The organism is Streptomyces sp. ACA25 (assembly GCF_028200735.1).
Classification (GTDB): domain Bacteria; phylum Actinomycetota; class Actinomycetes; order Streptomycetales; family Streptomycetaceae; genus Streptomyces.
Window position 1 is genome coordinate 227,034 of sequence record NZ_JAQKPV010000002.1, and the last position, 17,642, is coordinate 244,675.

Consider the following 17,642-nt stretch of genomic DNA (forward strand, 5'->3'; position numbering starts at 1 on the left):
AGGTCAGGAACGCGCCCCCACGCCCGCCCAGAAGTCGAGCATCGCGGTCGCCGTGGCCACCGGCCGGTCGACATTCGGGGAGTGTTCGGCTCCCTTGATCACCGAACGGTGCGCGTTCAGGCGCTGCGCCATCTCGTCCATCGCCGGCACCGGCCAGGCCTCGTCGCGCTCCCCGGAGAGCACGTGCACGGGGAGGCCCGCGGCGGCCAGCCGGTCGACCCGGTCCGGCTCACGGCGCAGCGTACGGCCGGTGGTGCGCAACTGGGCCGGCCTTCCTGCCAGCCAGCGCTGCCGCAGAAAATCTGTGACCTCGTTCTCCTCGGCGACCGGGTTCCACACCCGCCACACCCCGCTCGGCCCGAGGACCGGGAGCCCTCCGCACAGCATCCGCACCTTCCACCTCTGCCGACGGGTGATCCGGCCCGGCCCGGAGCTCATCAGCGTGAGCGAGGCGAACGGCATCGTCCGGCCGTGCGCCGCCGCCCGGAGGACGGCTCCGCGGGAGATCAGCCCTCCCAGGGAGTGCCCGACCAGGTGTACCGGCCCGTGCTCACGGAGCTCGGCCGCCTGTGCGAGCACGTCCTCGGCCAGCGCCCCGAGCCGGTAGGCCGCCCGTTCCGCCGGACCGGGGGTCTCGAACTGTCCCCGGCCGTCAACGGCGACCGCCCGGTAGCCGGCGGCTGCCAGCGGGCCGAGAAGCGCGATGAAGTCTTCCTTGCTGCCGGTGTAGCCGGGTACCAACAGGGCGGTGCCCGACGGGTCGGCCCCGGGACCGGCGTCCAGCACGGCGAACTCCCCGCGCCGGGTGGGGAGCCGACGGGCGCGCACCCCGCCGGGCGGCTGGATGAAGGGGGGTCTGCTCACCCCACGACTCTATCCGGAGAGCCTTCCGGCGCGGGGCGGGCACCGTGCCGGTCCCCCCGCATTCCGCCACACCCGGGGAGCATCGTCACGGAACATGCGGGTACGTCCGTGGGGCGAGGGTTTCCGCACCTGGCACGGTTCACGCGGGTGCCGCGAGCCCGGGTGCTGTCAGTGCCGCTCACTACGCTCGCGCATACGACCGACCGGGAAGGGCAGGACCGATGAGACCGCTGGATCACGACCGTTACTGCACCGAAGTGGTCACGCAAACAAGGCAGTTCGCAGCACAGCTGAGCACAGCGCAGCTGTCGCTCCCCGTCCCGGCCTGTCCGGGGTGGACTCTGGCCGACCTGGGGCGGCATGTCGGGGGCAATCTGCGGACGGTCGGGACGGCGGTGCTCACCGGCCGCCCGGTGGACGACACCGGCAGCCAGGTGCCCGGCGCCTCCGGGCCGGCCGACAACGATCCGGTGGCGATGGAGGCCTGGCTCCTCACGGAGGCGGACCGGTTCGCGTCCGCAATGCTGGCCGCGGGCCCGGCGGCCGAAGTGCAGGTGTGGGGCATCGAGGGCACCACGGCCTTCTGGGCCCGCCGGGCGGCACACGACGTGGTGGTGCACCGGGCGGATGTGGCCGCCGCACTCGGCTCCGCCTACCACGTCGCCCCGGACATGGCCGCCGACGCGATCGACGAGCTCCTCGAGCTGTTCGAGGGGGAGGATGTGGAGCTGGGGCCGGCCGGCCGGAGCATCCACCTGCATGCGACGGACACCGGGGGCACCGAGGAGCGGGCAGCCGAGTGGTTCATCGAACTGGACGACGAGGGCTTCGGCTGGCGACGGGCGCACGGCCGGGCCACGGTGACGCTGCGCGGACCGCTCAGTGACCTGCTGCGGGTGTTCCACCGGCGGCTGCCGCCCCGCAGCGAAGGTCTCGAGGTACTGGGTGAGACCGCGCTGCTGGACCGCTGGCTGCAGCAGGTCGCGCTCCGCTGAGCCGCGCCCCGGGACGGGAGGTGCGGTCCCGGGGGAGGGTTGTGCCCGAGGTCAGCCCTCGGAGGGTGCGGCCGGGGTGCCGCTTCCGCCCCGGGTGCGACGACGGCGCGACGGGGCGGGGGCGTCCGGGGTGACCTCTCCGGACGAGCCCGAAGGGCCGGCGGACGTCTCCTGCTGCTGGGGAGGAGCGGTCGCGGCCCCGGCCCGGGTACGACGGCGGCGGCGCGGGCGGCGCGGACCGGCCGCACCCTCCGCGGCCTCGGCGGGGGCGGCGTCCGGACCGGCGCCGGTGCTCGGGCCGGCCGTCGCCTCGGCCGGAGAGCCCCCGCGGGTGCGGCGGCGCTGACGGGGGGCCCGGGTGCTCTTCGGTGCCTCCTCGGCTGCGCCGCGGTCGCTGTCCCGGCCGCCCCGGCGGCGGTCGGTCCCGCCGAGGTCCTCGAGCTCCTCCGCGCCCAGCCCGGCACGGGTCCGTTCGGCACGCGGCAGCACGCCCTTGATGCCCTCGGGGATGCTCAACGCCTCACGCAGGTGCGGAGAGGTGGAGTAGGTCTCCGGCGGGTCGGGGAGCCCCAGGTCCAGCGCCTTGTTGATCAGCTGCCAGCGGGGGATGTCGTCCCAGTCCACCAGGGTGACCGCGATGCCCTTCGCTCCCGCCCGGCCGGTGCGGCCGATGCGGTGCAGATAGGTCTTCTCGTCCTCCGGCGACTGGTAGTTGACCACATGGGTGACGCCGTCCACATCGATGCCCCGCGCGGCGACATCCGTGCAGACCAGGACATCGACCTTGCCGTTGCGGAAAGCCCGCAGCGCCTGCTCCCGGGCACCCTGCCCGAGATCGCCGTGCACGGCGCCGGCGGCGAAGCCACGGCGGCTCAGCTGGTCGGCGACATCGGCGGCGGTGCGCTTGGTGCGGCAGAAGACCATGACAAGCCCGCGCCCGTCGGCCTGCAGAATGCGCGAGAGCATCTCCACCTTGTCCATGGAGTGCGCGCGGAAGGCGTGCTGCTTGGTGTTGGCGACGGTCTGGCCCTCACCTTCCGGGGAGGTGGCCCGGATGTGGGTGGGACGCGTCATGTAGCGGCGGGCCAGCGAAATGACCTGCCCCGGCATGGTGGCCGAGAACAGCATGGTCTGGCGCTTCGCGGGCAACAGCTTGATGATCTTCTCGACGTCGGGCAGGAAGCCCAGGTCGAGCATCTCGTCGGCCTCGTCCAGGACGAGCGCCCGCACCGCCGACAGGTCGAGCTTCTTCTGGCCGGCCAGGTCGAGAAGCCGGCCAGGGGTGCCGACGACCACGTCGACGCCCTTCCGCAGCGCCTCGACCTGCGGCTCGTAGGCCCGGCCGCCGTAAATGGCCAGCACGCGGACGTTGCGGGCCTTGCCGGCGGTCTGCAGGTCATTGGTGACCTGCTGGCACAGTTCACGGGTGGGCACGACAATGAGCGCCTGCGGGGCTTCCGTCAGCTGCTCGGGGCGGGCCCGGCCGGCTTCGACGTCGGCGGGAACGGTGACGGTTTCCAGGACGGGCAGCCCGAATCCGAGAGTCTTCCCCGTGCCGGTCTTGGCCTGGCCGATGACGTCGGAGCCGGCCAGGGCGACGGGAAGGGTGAGCTCCTGGATGGGGAACGGCGTGACGATGCCGACGGCCTCCAGGGCCTCGGCCGTCTCTGCCAGAATTCCGAGGTCTCGAAATGTGGTGGACAGGATGCTTGCCTCTTCTGTGTGACGCGAAACACGGCGGCGAGGCGGGTCTGTGTCACCGTGCCGTTGGGCGACGGCCCAGGGAGGCCGTCCGGCGCGGGACCCGGTCATCTCGCTCAAGCGCATGCACCGCGCGAGCGGGGTCCTTCACACGGACTCACATCCGCGTGGGGGCGGTCGGGTCGGAGCCGATCGGGCCACCGACCGGGCATCCGCGGGAGCCCTGGTCGTTCCCAGGGGCTCCGGATAGGAATGTGACCCACCGTCGACCGGGGGCCTATATCACTGTACCCCGGATCCGCGCATATGTGTCAGGTGTGATCGGCCGGGGCCCGGTGAGGGCTATTCTGCGGACCATGGAGACGCCCGAGAATCCAGCTGCCGGATCCGACACGTCAGGGGAGATCGCCGCCCAGGACTGGGCTCAGGCATCCGCAGATCCACGGTACCGCGCAGCCGTCGTCGACCTGCTGGGCGCCCTGGCCTACGGCGAGCTCGCGGCCTTCGAGCGGCTCGCGGAGGACGCGAAGCTCGCCCCGTCCCTCGACGACAAAGCCGCGCTGGCGCGGATGGCCGCGGCCGAGTTCCACCATTTCGAGCGGCTCACCGAGCGGCTGACCGCGATCGACGAGAAGCCGACGGCGGCCATGGAGCCGTTCGCCGCTGCCCTGGACGAGTTCCACCGGCTCACCGCACCCTCCGACTGGCTGGAGGGCCTGGTCAAGGCCCACGTGGGGGACGCGATCGCGGCCGACTTCTACCGGGAGGTCGCCGCCCGGCTGGACACCGACACCCGGTCACTGATGCTGCGTGTGCTCGACGACACCGGCTACGCCGCGTTCGCGGTGGACAAAGTGCGGGCGGCCATCGAAGCCGACCCCCGGCTCGGGGGCCGGCTCGCGCTGTGGGCCCGGCGGCTGATGGGCGAAGCGCTCTCCCAGGCGCAGCGCGTGGTCGCCGACCGGGACGCGCTGTCCACCATGCTGGTGGGCGGCGTCGCGGACGGCTTCGACCTGGCGGAGATCGGCCGGATGTTCTCCCGCATCACCGAGGCCCACACCCGCCGGATGGCGGCCCTGGGCCTGGCCTCGTGATTCCGGTCACGGCCGTGGCGGCGGGGGCCGGGCACCCGGCCCGGCCGGACCCCCTCGTGGACCGGCGCCCGCTCTCGTAGGCTCTCGCCATGGACGTGACACCGCTGGATCGGGCCCTGATCGAGGAATCCGCCAAGAAGTCCGGGCTGGTCTGGGTCCGGGGCCCGCAGGGGCCCGCCCGGGCGCTGTGGCACCTCTGGCACGACGGGGCGGTCTGCCTGGTCGGCGGTCCCGGTGAGCAGCCGCTGGACGGGCTGGGCCTGGCCGACGGCGGCCCCGCCACGGTCAGTGTCCGCAGCAAGGACAAGGGCGGCCGGCTGGTGGTCTGGCCGGCGGTGGTGCGCGAGCCGGTGCCGGACGGGGAGCTCTGGCGGGCGACCGCCGAGGAGCTCCGGGGCAAGCGGCTGAACGCTCCGGACACGGAACAGCTGACCGAGCGCTGGGCACGGGAGTGCCGGCTGCTCCGTCTCGAGCCGTCCGGGCCGCCCTCGCAGCGGCCCGGGCAGCTGCCGCAGGACTCCGGAGCAGCTCCTCCGTTGCCCACCCCCAACACCACCCGGGGTCCGCTGCCCACCGGCCTTCCGGTCCGGCGCCGCGCCACCCGCTGAACGCCTCCGCGGGCCGCACAGCCGTGGGTGTTCCGTGCCTGCGGAGCCGGCGCGAAGGCCTGCGCGGTCAGTCCTCGGGACCGGCCTTGAGGATCTGGTCCCCGTAGTCGACGACCTGGTCCTCCTTGGGGGCCCGCAGGGTGAACTCCTTGTTCCAGTCGGCCATCCTCAGTTCACCGGCCTCCCCGCCGCGGGCCAGGCGCATCGGATAGGGGGTGCCGATGAGTGAGATTTCCATCACTCCGCCGGCTCCCTCGCTCGCCACCACCTGGATGGTCTGCACCCCGCCGAGCTCACCGCGCTCCCCGGTCCGGCGCTCGCCCTCCAGGGTGAGCAGCCCCTCCAGCATCACGCTCTTGTCCGTGAAGCCGCTCAGCTGCTCGTATGCCGGATCTTCCGGGGCAACCTTCACGTACTTGCCGACCAGCTTGTCGGCAGGGCTGCTGTCGAGGCCGGCCTCCTCCTCGGAGTCCACCTGCTGGTGCTCCCAGAACGCGGCATCGGCCTTGATGAACAGCTCCTCGCCGACCCGCAGCAGTTCGAAGGTGGTCCCCTGGGTGGAGACCTCGCCGATGCCGCCCTCCGGCCCCAGCCTCATGTCGAGGCGGAAGGAGCCGCCCTCGGTCACGACGCTGCCGGACAGCCGCAGCGCCTCCGCGTCCCCGGCCGCCTCCCGGGCGCGGTCCTCTATGGTCTCCGCCGGCAACTGGGCGAGCCCATTGGTGCCCTCGTCCGGATCCGGGGAACCGCATCCGATGAGCACGGCGGCCAGTCCGGCGCACAGTGCGCCCCCCACGCCGGAGCGCCACCTGCGGGCTCGTACGGTCACGTCGCCTGCCACTCCCTCGAGTTCACCTGGGTCGGGAGCCGCAGCGTACCCGGCGTCCCGGGCAACGCCCAGGGCCGGTCCCGTATGGAGTGGGCGGGCCGTACCATCGGGTACATGGCTACCGACACCCCCGTTGCGACTGACGCCGTGCCGACCGAGGAAGCGGTCCGCGCCGCCCTCGCCACGGTGAACGACCCGGAGATCCACCGCCCCATCACCGACCTCGGCATGGTGAAGTCGGTCGAGGTGGCGGCGGACGGCTCCGTCGCGGTGGGGGTCTACCTGACCGTCTCCGGCTGCCCCATGCGGGAGACCATCACCTCGAACGTGTCCACGGCCGTGCGCGGGGTCGCGGGGGTCACCGGGGTCGAGGTCGAGCTCGACGTGATGAGTGACGAGCAGCGCAAGGAGCTGGCCTCCATGCTGCGCGGCGGCAAGACCGAGCGGGAGGTCCCGTTCGCCCAGCCGGGGTCCCTCACCCGGGTGTACTGCGTGGCCTCCGGCAAGGGCGGGGTCGGCAAGTCCTCGGTGACGGTCAACATCGCCGCGGCGATGGCGGCGGACGGGCTGAAGGTCGGCGTCGTGGACGCCGACATCTACGGCCACTCGGTGCCCCGGATGCTCGGCACCGACGCGCGGCCCACCCAGGTGGAAGACATGATCATGCCGCCGTCCGCGCACGGCGTGAAGGTCATCTCCATCGGCATGTTCACCCCCGGCAACGCACCGGTGGTGTGGCGCGGCCCGATGCTGCACCGGGCGCTCCAGCAGTTCCTCGCCGACGTCTTCTGGGGTGACCTCGACGTGCTGCTGCTGGACCTTCCTCCGGGGACCGGTGACATCGCCATCTCGGTTGCCCAGCTCATTCCGAATGCCGAGATCCTCGTGGTGACCACCCCGCAGCAGGCCGCCGCCGAGGTTGCCGAGCGCGCCGGTTCCATCGCGGTGCAGACCCACCAGAAGATCGTGGGTGTCGTGGAGAACATGTCCGGCCTGCCGTGCCCGCACTGCGACGAGATGGTCGACATCTTCGGCACGGGCGGCGGCCGTCAGGTGGCCGAGGGCCTCACCCGCACCACCGGCACCGACGTCCCGGTCCTCGGCTCGATCCCGATCGACGTCCGGCTGCGGGAGGGTGGGGACGAGGGGAAGCCCGTCGTCCTGACCGACCCCGACTCGGCCGCGGGCACCGCCATCCGCAACGTGGCCTCCGCCCTGGGGAGCCGGAAGCGCGGGCTGGCCGGGATGTCGCTGGGTGTGACCCCGCGCAACAAGTTCTGATCGGCTCCGCGCGGGACAGGCATCGCGGGACCGGCATCCGCACCGGTTGACTTCGAGGTGCACCGCCCGCTCAGCGCGCGGTGCCTTCCGCGCCGCTCCGTCAGGCGTAGGCCCCGAGGTCGCCGATCACCGCGAACCCCAACCCGTAGGCGCTCATCCCCCGGCCGTACGCCCCGAGGTGGGTACCGTCGGGGGCGGCCCCGGCCAGGACCCAGCCGTAGGTCGACTCGCGGTAGTGGAAGTCGGTCGGTGTGCCGTCCACCGGCAGCGACAGGGCCGTCCAGTCCCCGCCTTCCAGGTTGTCGGCCAGGTCCCACGCCAGGACGGTCTGCTGCTCCAGCCAGTCCTCGCGGAGGATGCGCTCCATCTGGGTCGGCCACGTGCACGCCAGGAGTCCGGACCCTGCCAGCCAGGCGGCAGAGCCGACCGAGGTGGCGTCCAGCACCCCTGTGCCGTCCGGACTGGGGCGGACGGGGCGGTTCGCCACCGTGATCACCACCGCGAAGTGCTGCTCGCCCGGCTCACCGCGCAGCGAGGGCTCCTCCCCGTGTCCGGTGGAGCCGTACTCCACGGACCCGTCGGCGGCCTTCCCCACCCGCAGCAGCCACCGCGGACCGGAGAACGCTTCGTCGAGGCCGTACCAGGGGAAGCCTGCCGCCCGGTAGCCGTCCGCTGCGGGGCGCGCTCCGGACAGCCTCCGGGCAGTGTGCGGCTCAAGCCGGCTCGTCGTCTCCATGCGCGGACGCCTCCTCCTCACGGGGTGTCCGGACGGGAACCTCCCGGACACACGTGAGGATAGTCATTCAGGCGCGGCGGGTCGGGCATGCCCACCGCACAGAAGCGGCAAACACCCGGGAAACCGCCCGAATCCCCCATCAGGTGGCGTCGGCGTCGAATGGCGGGGCCTCGGATTTCGGCGTGGCGGACGGCCCCGCGGCCGGGGCCTCGTCCTTGGTGAGCCGCACCCCACCGGCCCCGTCACCCGGCTTCGGTGCGGGCGCCCGCCCGTTCACGGCGTCGGACACCTCGGTCAGCTCCTTGCGGACGTCCAGGCCGCTGCGGAGCTCCTTGAGTCCGAGCTGGTCGTTGTCCAGCAGGTGCTTCTTCGCGAACCGCTTCGGGTTGAGGTCATCGAACTCGAAGTCCTTGAACTCAGGCCCCAACTCGGCTCGGATGTCCCGCTTCGCGGTGTCGGAGAAGTCCCGCACCTTCCGCACGAAGCGCGCCGCGTCCTGGATCATCTTCGGCAGCTTGTCCGGCCCGAAGACCAGGATGGCCAGAATGATGAGCGCGATGAACTCCAGCGACCCAATATCGAAGAACACCTGACAGCTCCCTCATCGCAGGCACGGACCCGGCAGCACTAGCCGAGGGCAACGGTACTCGCCCCGGACGGCCGGCGGGAGCCTCCCGGCGGCCGGGAGCCGGGGCGGAAGCCGAAGCACCAGGTCAGTCGTCGCTCGCCTCGCCCAGAGTCACCGACAGGAACTCCTCCCGCCCGTCCCGCTCGAGCGTCAGCCGCAGCTCATCACCCGGGTGGTATCCGCGGACCCGTACGATGAGCTCCTCGCCACTGCGCACCCGGTCACCGTTCACCGCGGTGATGACGTCCCCCTCCCTGACTCCGGCGGCAGCGGCGGGCCCTCCGGGCACGACCGCCGGCCCTCCGGTGCCCCCGGCCACCCGGGCTCCCTCACCGGCGTAGCCCATGTCCAGCTTCACTCCGATGACCGGATGGGTGGCGCGACCGGTGTTGATCAACTGCTCGGCGACCCGCTTGCCCTGGTTGACCGGAATCGCGAACCCGAGCCCGACGCTGCCGGCCCGGGCGTCGTCGGGGTTCTCCGGGCCCTGGTCGAGTTCGGGGGTGCGGATCGCACTGTTGATTCCGACGACCCGGCCGTCCGCGTCCACCAGCGGCCCACCGGAATTGCCGGGGTTGATCGGGGCATCGGTCTGCAGCGCGTTCACGTAGGAGACGTCCCCGCCGTCCCGTGCTCCGCCCGCGGTGATCGGCCGGTCGGTGGCGCTGATGATGCCCGCGGTGACGGTTCCGTCGAGGTCGAAGGGGGCCCCGAAAGCAACCACCGGGTCACCGACCCGCACCATGTCGGAGTCGCCCAGCGGCAACGGGCTGAGCCCGGAGACACCGGTGACCTTCACCACAGCAAGGTCGTACCCGCTGTCCTGGCCGATGATCTCCGCACGGACGGTGTCCCCGCTGCTGAAGGTCACCTGTATCCGGCCGCCCGAGCCGGCCGGGCGCACCACGTGCGCATTGGTGAGGATGTGGCCCTGATCGTCGAGGACGAAGCCGGTACCGGTGCCGCCGGAACCACCTCCCCGCACATGCAGCGTGACCACTCCCGGCAGCACCGCCTCAGCGATGCCCGCGACGGTGCCGGGGGCCGCGTCCCGGTCCTCCACCGCGGTCTGCTCCAGCCTGACCTCGCTGAAGGCCCCGTTGCGCTCCAGCTGGACGCCGACCGCCCCGCCCACCGTACCGGCGGCCAGCGCGACGATCAGCGCCCCGGTCAGCAGCCTGGCACGACCGGGTTTCCCGGGCGGCACGGCGTCGAGGCGAGGCGTGTCCCCACCTCCCGGGCCGCCGGGTGCCGGCCCTCCGCCCGGGAACACGGAACCGGTGCTGACGGGCGCCCAGGGGTCGTAGCGGCGCAGCGGCACACCGGGCGGAACGGGCCCCGGAGGGGCCGGCTCCTGGGCCCGGCCGGGCGGCGGAGGTGCGGCCGTCGCGCCCGGCGGCAGCGGCGTGCCCCCGGGCGGAGTCGGGAGGGGGCGCTGCACCGGCGGCGCCGGGGCCCACGGCCCCGGCCGGCCGTACGGCGGGGTTCCGTAGGGGTCCGGCCCGTGCAGAGGTCCGGAGCCCTCCGGCCGGTCCGGGAAATCTCCCCCGGAGTTGCTCTGCCCCTCATCCATGGCTGTCCCCATCGTGTCCGCCTGCCCTGTTCCCGGCTCTGGATTCAACCAGGTCCGGGAAGCGACTTCAGCGCGGACTCACTGCGTCGAGCACGCCGGGCACGCTCGCACTCGGCCGGGGTACGGGCGGTGGAGTGGCCGGCGCGGGCTCGGACGCCCCCGGAGCGGGCAGCGGGCCGGCCACCGGTCCCGGAACCGGTGAGTGCGGAGGACTCTGCGGGGTCACCAGCAGGGCCGGCAGCTGCGGGCCGATGACGGGCTGCGGCATGACCACCGCGGGCCAGGGGTTCGTCTCCCCCAGCGGCCCGCTGTCGCCCAGCAGCACCGCGTCCGCCTGCTCACTCGACCGGTCGGCCGCGCGGCCCGGCGGGCGGGATGCCGCGGGCGGGGGTGTCTGGCCACTGGCGACCGTCACGGGCGGGCCGTCACTGCCCGGCCCTGCCGTCGGCGTCGCTCCTCCGCCGGTGGTCAGCGCACCACCGATCGCGATCGCGGCCAGGGAGAAGGCACCGGCCGCGGCGAAGGCGAAGCGATGGCCGCGGAGTCCCCGCGAAGCACCGGTGTCGTGGATCCGGAATCCGGCCCCCGTCGCCAGCCGGGACGGGCCGAAGAGCGCGTCCTCCGGCCTGCCGGAGCCGGGCAGCAGGTCGAAACCGGCGCCCGAAGGACTGCCGTCGAAGGGCGAGGGCCGGCTGTCCCCGGCGGCGGGCAGTCCTTGCAGCCGGGCCATGAGCCGCTCCGAGGGAGGCGGCAGCGCGCTGTCCGCGAACACGCTCTTCAGCCTTCGCTGGGCATCGGCCTCGGCCTTGCAGCCGGTGCAGGTCGCGAGATGCGCCAGCACCCGCTCCCGGCTGTCGTCGCACAGCTCTCCGTCGATCAGGGCGGCCAGGCTGTCCCCCAGGTGGTGCTCCGCGGAGCCGCCCGCTGCGGCACGGGTCACGCGGATCCGCCTTCCCCGGTGTGCGCCGCGGTCAGCACCGGAGAGGGCTGCTCCGGCTGCGCCGACGCCCCCTGCGGCGACCGGTGGTGCAGCGCCTTGCGGAGGTGCGAACGGCCACGGTGAATACGGCTGCGCACCGTGCCCAGCTTCACCCCGAGCGTGGTGGCGATCTCCTCATAGCTCAGGCCCTCGATGTCACAGAGCACCACCGCGGCCCGGAAATCCGGGGCAAGGGTGTCCAGGGCGAGCTGGACGTCGGCGTCGAAGTGGGTGTCGTTGAAGTGCTGCTGCGGCGAGGGCTCACGGCTGGGAAGCCGCTCGGCCGCGTCGTCACCGAGCGCGTCGAACCGGATGCGCTGCTTGCGGCGGACCGTGTCGAGAAAGAGGTTGGTGGTGATGCGATGCAACCAGCCCTCGAACGTGCCGGGTGTGTAGGTCGACAGCGAGCGGAACACCCGGACGAAAACCTCCTGGGTGAGGTCCTCCGCGTCATGCTGATTACCGGTCAGCCGGTAGGCGAGCCGGTAGACCCGAGCGCTGTGGGTGCTGACGATCTCCTCCCAGCTGGGTGGAGTCCACGCCTGACCATCGGCGCCCGTACCGAATGTCGCGGTGGCGGTGGTGCCGTCAGCGGTGGCGGTGGCGGCCTTGGCACGGTCAGCGGTGTCAGTCACGGAATGTGGTCCGCCGGCAGACCTCCGGAAGCGCATGCGCACTCCCCGGCCCACGGACGCGACCGCACCTCCCCTGTCGGATCTGGTGGTGTCCGGTGGAGTCCTTACCATAGCCACCTCGCCCGTTAGCTCCGGATAAGCATTGTTGACCGGCCCGCGGTCCGCGCCGTGCGGACTCCGCTGTGGGATGAACGCCCGGTCCCCGCGTCCGGTTCCCCCCGGGAGTCGATACAGTCAAAGCGCGTGGCAGACGGGGACAGGAGAGGGCCATTACCGGCAATCGGCTGACGAGCTGGGCGTTCGCCGAGGCGTACGGCGCACCGGACGCCGATTCCGCCGAGGGGGCGGCCCTGAGCTGGGCTCGTGAGCGCGCCCAGGAGGCCGGGCTCCGCACCGTCTCGCCCGGTACCGGGGACGTTCTGCGGATGCTCGCCGCGAGCACCGGCGCCAAGGCCGTGGTGGAGATCGGCACCGGCACCGGGATATCCGGCCTCTACCTGCTCCAGGGCATGCGCGCCGACGGCGTCCTGACCACCGTCGACATGGAGCCCGAGCGGCAGCAGTTCGCCCGGCAGGCGTTCCGCGCGGCCGGCTTCGCAGCCAACCGCGCCCGGTTCATCCCCGGCCATGCCTCCGACGTCCTGCCCCGGCTCGCCGACGGCGGCTACGACCTGGTGTTCTGCGACGGTGACCGCGACGGGTACGGGTACTGCCTGGAGGAGTCGATGCGCCTGCTGCGCCCGGGCGGCGTCGTCTGTTTCGCCGGCGTCTTCGCGGACGGGCGCACCGTCGACTCCGCTGCGCAGCCCGCGGAGGTGCTCGGACTGCGGGAGCTGCTGTGGACGATCCGGGAGAGCGAGGAGCTGGTACCCGCGCTGCTCCCCGTCGGTGACGGCCTGCTGTGCGCGGTCAGGAAGTGAGCGGTGGTCCGCGATGATGTCCGGCCCCGCGACCGCGGCCCGGGTGCGCGCACCGCGCTGCCCCGGGCGCAGGGAAAACGCTCCGGGGCAGCTCAGCAGGATTCAGGCCGGTGGGCGGGGGTCAGCCGCACACCTTCTTCAGTTCCTCATCGAGTGCGACCGCTTCGTCCGGGGTCAGCTCGACGACGAGCCGCCCGCCGCCTTCGAGCGGAACGCGCATGATGATGCCCCGCCCCTCCTTGTTCACCTCGAGCGGGCCATCGCCCGTCCGCGGCTTCATGGCCGCCATGCTCGTTCCCCTTCCTGAAACCAGCTCGTCGCAGCCGACAACCCAGACGTCACCGGCATCGAACAGATTGCTTCTTCACCATTATCCCGCATGGAATGACCCGATGACCAACATCGGTGAGTATCCCTTCGGCAACACGTACCCGCAAAACGCCGCAATCCGGGGAAGGAGCCGCATTGCCGCACCGATCTCCCCGGCGCCTCGCCGACGGAGAATGGCGTACGTCACTCTTTCACCTCCCACGGCCACCGGCGCCGGGTGAGGGCCGGGGCACCACCTGCCGGTGATCCGGACATGCGTCATGCTGTGGCGCATGGCTGACACCGACACCGTGCGCTACGACGTGACCGACCAGCTGGCCACCATCACGCTGGACCGCCCCGGGGCGATGAACGCTCTCGACATCGCCACGAAAGAAGCGCTTCGCGCCGCCCTGCACCGGGCCGCGGAGGACCCGGAGGTACGGGCCGTTCTTCTGACCGGCTCAGGGCGAGCCTTCTGCGTGGGGCAGGACCTGAAAGAGCACATCGGGGAGCTGTCACAGGGCGGCGGCTCGGCGCTGAACACCGTGGCGGTCCACTACAACCCGATCGTCAACGCCATCGCGGAGATGCGGAAGCCGGTGGTGGCAGGCGTCAACGGAGTCGCGGCGGGCGCCGGGATGGGCTTCGCGCTGGCCGCCGACTACCGAGTGGTCGCGGAGAGCGCCACCTTCACCACGGCCTTCGCCGGCATCGCTCTGACGGCGGACTCCGGGCTGTCCTGGACGCTTCCCCGGCTGATCGGCGCAGGCCGGGCGGCCGACCTGCTGCTCTTCCCCCGCAAGATCGACGCCCGGGAGGCGGAGCGGCTGGGAATCGCCCAGCAGGTGGTCGCCGACGAGGAGCTCGCAGCGGTGTCCACCGAGGTCGCCCGCCGGCTGGCCGCAGGCCCGACGGTCGCCTACGCGGCGATCAAGGAATCGCTCGCCCACGCGGCGGGGCACACCCTGGCGGAGTCCCTCGAACGCGAAGGGGAACTGCAGGTCCGGGCCGGTGACTCCGAGGACCACCACGCGGCGGTGGCGGCGTTCGTGGCCAAGGAAAAGCCGGTCTTCCGCGGCAGGTGAGCCGGGTTCCCCGGTCAGCGACTCCAAGGTCGGCGCTCCCGCAGGCCGGCGCTCCCGCAGGTCAGTGCGGTTCCTGCGGACCGGCCGGGCCGGACGGGGCTCCCGTGGACGGAAGGCCCGGTGCCTCCCCGGAGGCCGGTACCGCCGGTGGCCGGTCGCCGGACAGTGCGGTCTCGAGCTCGGTGATCCGGGCCTCGCGTTCGGCCAGTTCGGCGGCGAGCCGGTCCAGCACATCGTCGACCTCCGCCATGCGGTAGCCGCGCGCCGCGACAGGAAGCCGGACCGCTACCACGTCGGCCGGTCCGACCGGACGGTCCCGCGGCAGCGGGTCGTCCGGCCGGTCCGGCTCCGCGTCCGGCAGACCGCCGGTCGTGGGCCCGCCCGAGCCGTCGCCGCTGCCCAGCACCGCCAGCGTGACGCCGGCCACCACCACGACCATCACCGCCATCAAGAACCAGAACACGGCCGTCTCCCCTTGCCCTCACTCGGCTGCTGTTGCCGTCGATCGTCCCACGCCGCGGAGACGGCCGTCCGCGGACGGTCCGGGCCCCGCCGTATCCTCGCTGCATGCTGCGACTGGGAACCCGCGAGTTTGCGACCGACGAACCGGTGATCATGGCCATCGTCAACCGCACCCCGGACTCGTTCTACGACCAGGGCGCGACCTTCCTCGACGAGCCGGCGCTGGACCGGGTCGGACAGGCGGTCGACGAGGGTGCCGCGATCGTGGACATCGGAGGGGTGAAGGCCGGACCCGGTGCGGCGGTGGACGCCGCCGAGGAGATCCGGCGCACGGTGGGCTTCGTCGGCGAGGTCCGCCGGCGGCACCCGGACGTGGTGATCAGCGTGGACACCTGGCGGCACGAGGTCGGGGAAGCCGTCTGCGCAGCCGGAGCCGACCTGCTGAACGACGCCTGGGGCGGGGTCGATCCGAAGCTCGCCGAGGTCGCCGCCCGGCACGGGGCCGGCCTGGTGTGCACGCACACCGGCGGGGCGCAGCCCCGTACCCGGCCGCACCGGGTGGCGTACCGGGACGTGATGGCCGACATCCTGGAGGTCACCGCGGGACTGGCCGAGCGTGCCGTGCGGCTCGGCGTACGCCGTGACGCGATCCTCATCGACCCCGGTCACGACTTCGGCAAGTCCACCCGGCACTCCCTGGAGGCCACCCGCCGGCTCGACGAGATGACGGCCACCGGCTGGCCGGTGCTGGTATCGCTGTCCAACAAGGACTTCGTCGGTGAGACGCTGGATGTCCCGCTGAAGGAACGGCTGGTCGGGACGCTGGCCACCACCGCGGTCTCCGCCTGGCTGGGTGCCCGGGTCTACCGGGTGCACGAGGTGGCCGAGACCCGCCAGGTGCTCGAGATGGTGGCGGCCATCGCCGGTCACCGGCCCCCACGGGTGGCCCGCCGCGGCCTCGCCTGACGGGGCCGGGCGGGCTCGGGGCTCACGGCTTGGTCACCAGAGCCACGGCCTCGTCGACATCGTCGGTGAGGTGGAAGAGGTTCTCGTCCTTGGCGCTCGCCTTGCCCTCGCTGATGACCTTGCTCCGGATCCAGTCGACCAGGCCCTGCCAGTAGTCCGTGCCGAGGAGCACGATCGGAAAGTGGGTCACCTTCTGGGTCTGCACCAGGGTCATCGCCTCGAACAGCTCGTCCAGCGTGCCGAACCCGCCCGGCAGGACGACGAAGCCCCGCGCGTATTTCACGAACATCGTCTTCCGGACGAAGAAATAGCGGAAGTTCACCCCGATATCGACGTGCGAGTTCAACCCTTGCTCGAAGGGCAGCTCGATCCCCAGACCGACCGAGACCCCGCCGCCCTCACGGGCCCCCCGGTTCGCCCCCTCCATCGCACCCGGCCCACCGCCGGTGATCACCGCGAAGCCGGCGTCCACCAGCCCGCGGCCGACCCGGACCGCCAGGTCGTACTCCACGGTGCCCGGAGGCGTGCGCGCCGAACCGAAGACGCTCACCGCCGGACCGAGCTCGGCCAGCGCCCCGAAGCCTTCGACGAACTCGGCCTGGATGCGCAGCACCCGCCACGGATCACCGTGCACCCAGTCCGACGGGCCGGTGCTGTCCAGCAGCCGCTGATCGGTGGTGCCGGGCACCACCTGGCCCCGACGTCGCACGACCGGGCCGAGGCGCTGCTCCCCCCGGTGCTCGGAAGGCTGTTCCCCGATGCTCATTCCGTACTCCTTAGCGCCTGGTCTTCCCCCTGCAGGTTACGTCCCGGGAGTGAAGTGCGGCGGGCCGCCGGACGAACGGGCAGCCGTTCGGGGCGGAACATCTCAGTCACCGAGCCAGGCCCGCAGTCGCTCCTCGCAGTGCAGGATGAGCGCGGTGTCCACGTGCTCGTCCCGCTTGTGCGCCAGGTTCGGGTCGCCGGGGCCGTAGTTGACCGCGGGCACGCCGAGGGCGCTGAACCGGGACACGTCGGTCCAGCCGTACTTCGGCCGGGCCCGGCCGCCCACCGCCGCCATGAAGTCCCGGGCCGCGGGGTGTCCCAGCCCCGGCAGAGCGCCCGGTGAATGGTCGTCGACGGTGTACTCCGCGACGCCGCAGCCCTCGAACACCTCCATGACGTGCGCCACCGCCTCCTCCTCGCTGCGGTCCGGTGCGTAGCGGTAGTTGACCGTCACGGTGCAGGCGTCCGGGATGACATTGCCTGCCACCCCGCCCTCGATCCGCACGGCGTTCAGGCCCTCGCGGTACTCCAGGCCGTCGATCACCGGGCGCCGGGGCCGGTACCCGGCCAGCCGGCCGAGCACCGGGGCGGCGGCGTGGACGGCGTTCTCCCCCAACCAGCTCCGGGCCGAGTGGGCCCGCTGCCCGGACAGCAGCAGCAGCATCCGCAGGGTGCCCTGGCAGCCGCCCTCGACCTCCCCGCCGGACGGCTCGAGGAGCACCGCGAAGTCGGCGGCCAGCCACTCCGGATGTGCTGCGGCGAGGTGCCCCAGACCGTTCCGCTCGGCCTCGACCTCCTCGTTGTCGTAGAACACGAAGGTCAGGTCGCGGTTCGGCTCGGACAGCGTCGCGGCGATGCGCAGCTGCACCGCGACGCCTGCCTTCATGTCGCTGGTGCCGCAGCCCCACAGCAGCCCGTCCGCATCGAGCCGGGACGGCAGGTTCCCGGCGACCGGCACCGTGTCGAGGTGCCCCGCGAGCACCACCCGCTCCGCGCGGCCCAGTTCGGTACGGGCCACGACGTTGTTGCCGAACCGGTCCACCCTCAGGTGGGGCAGCGCGCGCAGGGCCGTCTCCACGGCGTCGGCGAGCGGCTCCTCGGAACCGCTGACCGAGGGGATGTCGACGAGCTGCGCGGTGAGCGCGGCCGCGTCCGGACCGAGGTCGAGTACGGGTCGCTGCATGGAGGCGAGGGTACCCGCGGCGCAGT

18 protein-coding genes and 1 pseudogene are annotated in these 17,642 nt (G+C 72.5%); 7 read left to right on the forward strand and 12 right to left on the reverse strand.

Annotated elements, in window-relative coordinates; all coding sequences use genetic code 11:
* Positions 1-3: 3 nt before the first annotated feature.
* Positions 4-864, reverse strand: coding sequence for an alpha/beta fold hydrolase (locus PJ985_RS04735; protein ID WP_271682247.1), 861 nt, complete (start codon positions 862-864; stop codon positions 4-6).
* A gap of 221 nt (positions 865-1,085) precedes the next feature.
* Between PJ985_RS04735 and PJ985_RS04740 the strand changes: the two genes are divergently transcribed.
* The gene (locus tag PJ985_RS04740) at positions 1,086-1,859 is read left to right on the forward strand and encodes a maleylpyruvate isomerase family mycothiol-dependent enzyme (RefSeq protein WP_271682248.1); all 774 of its coding nucleotides are present in this window, start codon (positions 1,086-1,088) and stop codon (positions 1,857-1,859) included.
* Positions 1,860-1,910: 51 nt separating this feature from the next.
* Here the strand turns inward: PJ985_RS04740 and PJ985_RS04745 are convergent, their stop codons facing one another.
* Positions 1,911-3,671, reverse strand: a complete 1,761-nt coding sequence (locus tag PJ985_RS04745; RefSeq protein ID WP_443033420.1) for a DEAD/DEAH box helicase — start codon at positions 3,669-3,671, stop codon at positions 1,911-1,913.
* 245 nt (positions 3,672-3,916) lie between these two features.
* Between PJ985_RS04745 and PJ985_RS04750 the strand changes: the two genes are divergently transcribed.
* Together PJ985_RS04750 and PJ985_RS04755 are read left to right on the forward strand one after the other, a co-directional pair.
* On the forward strand, positions 3,917-4,654 hold the full coding sequence (locus PJ985_RS04750; protein ID WP_271682249.1) for a ferritin-like fold-containing protein: 738 nt from the start codon (positions 3,917-3,919) through the stop codon (positions 4,652-4,654).
* Positions 4,655-4,743: 89 nt separating this feature from the next.
* Positions 4,744-5,262, forward strand: a complete 519-nt coding sequence (locus PJ985_RS04755; protein ID WP_271682250.1) for a hypothetical protein — start codon at positions 4,744-4,746, stop codon at positions 5,260-5,262.
* Positions 5,263-5,329: 67 nt separating this feature from the next.
* Here PJ985_RS04755 and PJ985_RS04760 read toward each other — a convergent pair whose 3' ends face one another.
* Positions 5,330-6,091, reverse strand: a complete 762-nt coding sequence (locus PJ985_RS04760; protein ID WP_271682251.1) for a hypothetical protein — start codon at positions 6,089-6,091, stop codon at positions 5,330-5,332.
* Between the two features lie 114 nt (positions 6,092-6,205).
* On the opposite strand from PJ985_RS04760, the gene PJ985_RS04765 reads away from it, so the two are divergent.
* Positions 6,206-7,372, forward strand: a complete 1,167-nt coding sequence (locus tag PJ985_RS04765) for an Mrp/NBP35 family ATP-binding protein (RefSeq protein WP_271682252.1) — start codon at positions 6,206-6,208, stop codon at positions 7,370-7,372.
* 100 nt (positions 7,373-7,472) lie between these two features.
* Here the strand turns inward: PJ985_RS04765 and PJ985_RS04770 are convergent, their stop codons facing one another.
* The 5 genes and pseudogenes from PJ985_RS04770 to sigE form a co-directional block, all read right to left on the reverse strand.
* The gene (locus PJ985_RS04770) at positions 7,473-8,108 is read right to left on the reverse strand and encodes a hypothetical protein (RefSeq protein WP_271682253.1); all 636 of its coding nucleotides are present in this window, start codon (positions 8,106-8,108) and stop codon (positions 7,473-7,475) included.
* 139 nt (positions 8,109-8,247) lie between these two features.
* Positions 8,248-8,697, reverse strand: a complete 450-nt coding sequence (locus PJ985_RS04775; protein ID WP_271682254.1) for a sec-independent translocase — start codon at positions 8,695-8,697, stop codon at positions 8,248-8,250.
* A gap of 124 nt (positions 8,698-8,821) precedes the next feature.
* Positions 8,822-10,384 (reverse strand): annotated as a pseudogene (locus PJ985_RS04780) (S1C family serine protease); the annotation flags it as partial.
* Positions 10,377-11,249, reverse strand: a complete 873-nt coding sequence (locus PJ985_RS04785; RefSeq protein ID WP_271682255.1) for an anti-sigma factor family protein — start codon at positions 11,247-11,249, stop codon at positions 10,377-10,379. The gene PJ985_RS04785 and the pseudogene PJ985_RS04780, both read right to left, overlap by 8 nt.
* A complete protein-coding gene (gene sigE / locus PJ985_RS04790) occupies positions 11,246-12,034 on the reverse strand; it encodes an RNA polymerase sigma factor SigE (RefSeq protein WP_271682256.1) in 789 nt (262 codons plus the stop codon). The genes PJ985_RS04785 and sigE overlap by 4 nt, the downstream gene beginning before the upstream one ends.
* 158 nt (positions 12,035-12,192) lie before the next feature.
* Here sigE and PJ985_RS04795 point away from each other — a divergent pair, with 158 nt between their 5' ends.
* The gene (locus tag PJ985_RS04795) at positions 12,193-12,843 is read left to right on the forward strand and encodes an O-methyltransferase (protein WP_271682529.1); all 651 of its coding nucleotides are present in this window, start codon (positions 12,193-12,195) and stop codon (positions 12,841-12,843) included.
* Between the two features lie 121 nt (positions 12,844-12,964).
* On the opposite strand, the gene PJ985_RS04800 is transcribed toward PJ985_RS04795, so the two are convergent.
* The gene (locus tag PJ985_RS04800) at positions 12,965-13,132 is read right to left on the reverse strand and encodes a DUF3117 domain-containing protein (RefSeq protein ID WP_271682257.1); all 168 of its coding nucleotides are present in this window, start codon (positions 13,130-13,132) and stop codon (positions 12,965-12,967) included.
* Positions 13,133-13,445: 313 nt separating this feature from the next.
* On the opposite strand from PJ985_RS04800, the gene PJ985_RS04805 reads away from it, so the two are divergent.
* Positions 13,446-14,240 (forward strand): enoyl-CoA hydratase/isomerase family protein, encoded by a 795-nt coding sequence (locus PJ985_RS04805; protein WP_271682258.1) that lies wholly within the window; start codon positions 13,446-13,448, stop codon positions 14,238-14,240.
* A 61-nt stretch (positions 14,241-14,301) separates the two neighbouring features.
* Here the strand turns inward: PJ985_RS04805 and PJ985_RS04810 are convergent, their stop codons facing one another.
* Positions 14,302-14,703 (reverse strand): DivIVA domain-containing protein, encoded by a 402-nt coding sequence (locus PJ985_RS04810; protein ID WP_271682259.1) that lies wholly within the window; start codon positions 14,701-14,703, stop codon positions 14,302-14,304.
* A gap of 104 nt (positions 14,704-14,807) precedes the next feature.
* Here PJ985_RS04810 and folP point away from each other — a divergent pair, with 104 nt between their 5' ends.
* Positions 14,808-15,668, forward strand: coding sequence for a dihydropteroate synthase (gene folP, locus PJ985_RS04815; protein ID WP_271682260.1), 861 nt, complete (start codon positions 14,808-14,810; stop codon positions 15,666-15,668).
* 22 nt (positions 15,669-15,690) lie between these two features.
* Here the strand turns inward: folP and PJ985_RS04820 are convergent, their stop codons facing one another.
* Both PJ985_RS04820 and dapE read right to left on the reverse strand, forming a co-directional pair.
* A complete protein-coding gene (locus PJ985_RS04820; RefSeq protein WP_271682261.1) occupies positions 15,691-16,434 on the reverse strand; it encodes a TIGR00730 family Rossman fold protein in 744 nt (247 codons plus the stop codon).
* Between the two features lie 102 nt (positions 16,435-16,536).
* The gene (gene dapE, locus PJ985_RS04825) at positions 16,537-17,616 is read right to left on the reverse strand and encodes a succinyl-diaminopimelate desuccinylase (RefSeq protein WP_271682262.1); all 1,080 of its coding nucleotides are present in this window, start codon (positions 17,614-17,616) and stop codon (positions 16,537-16,539) included.
* Between the last annotated feature and the right edge of the window lie 26 nt (positions 17,617-17,642).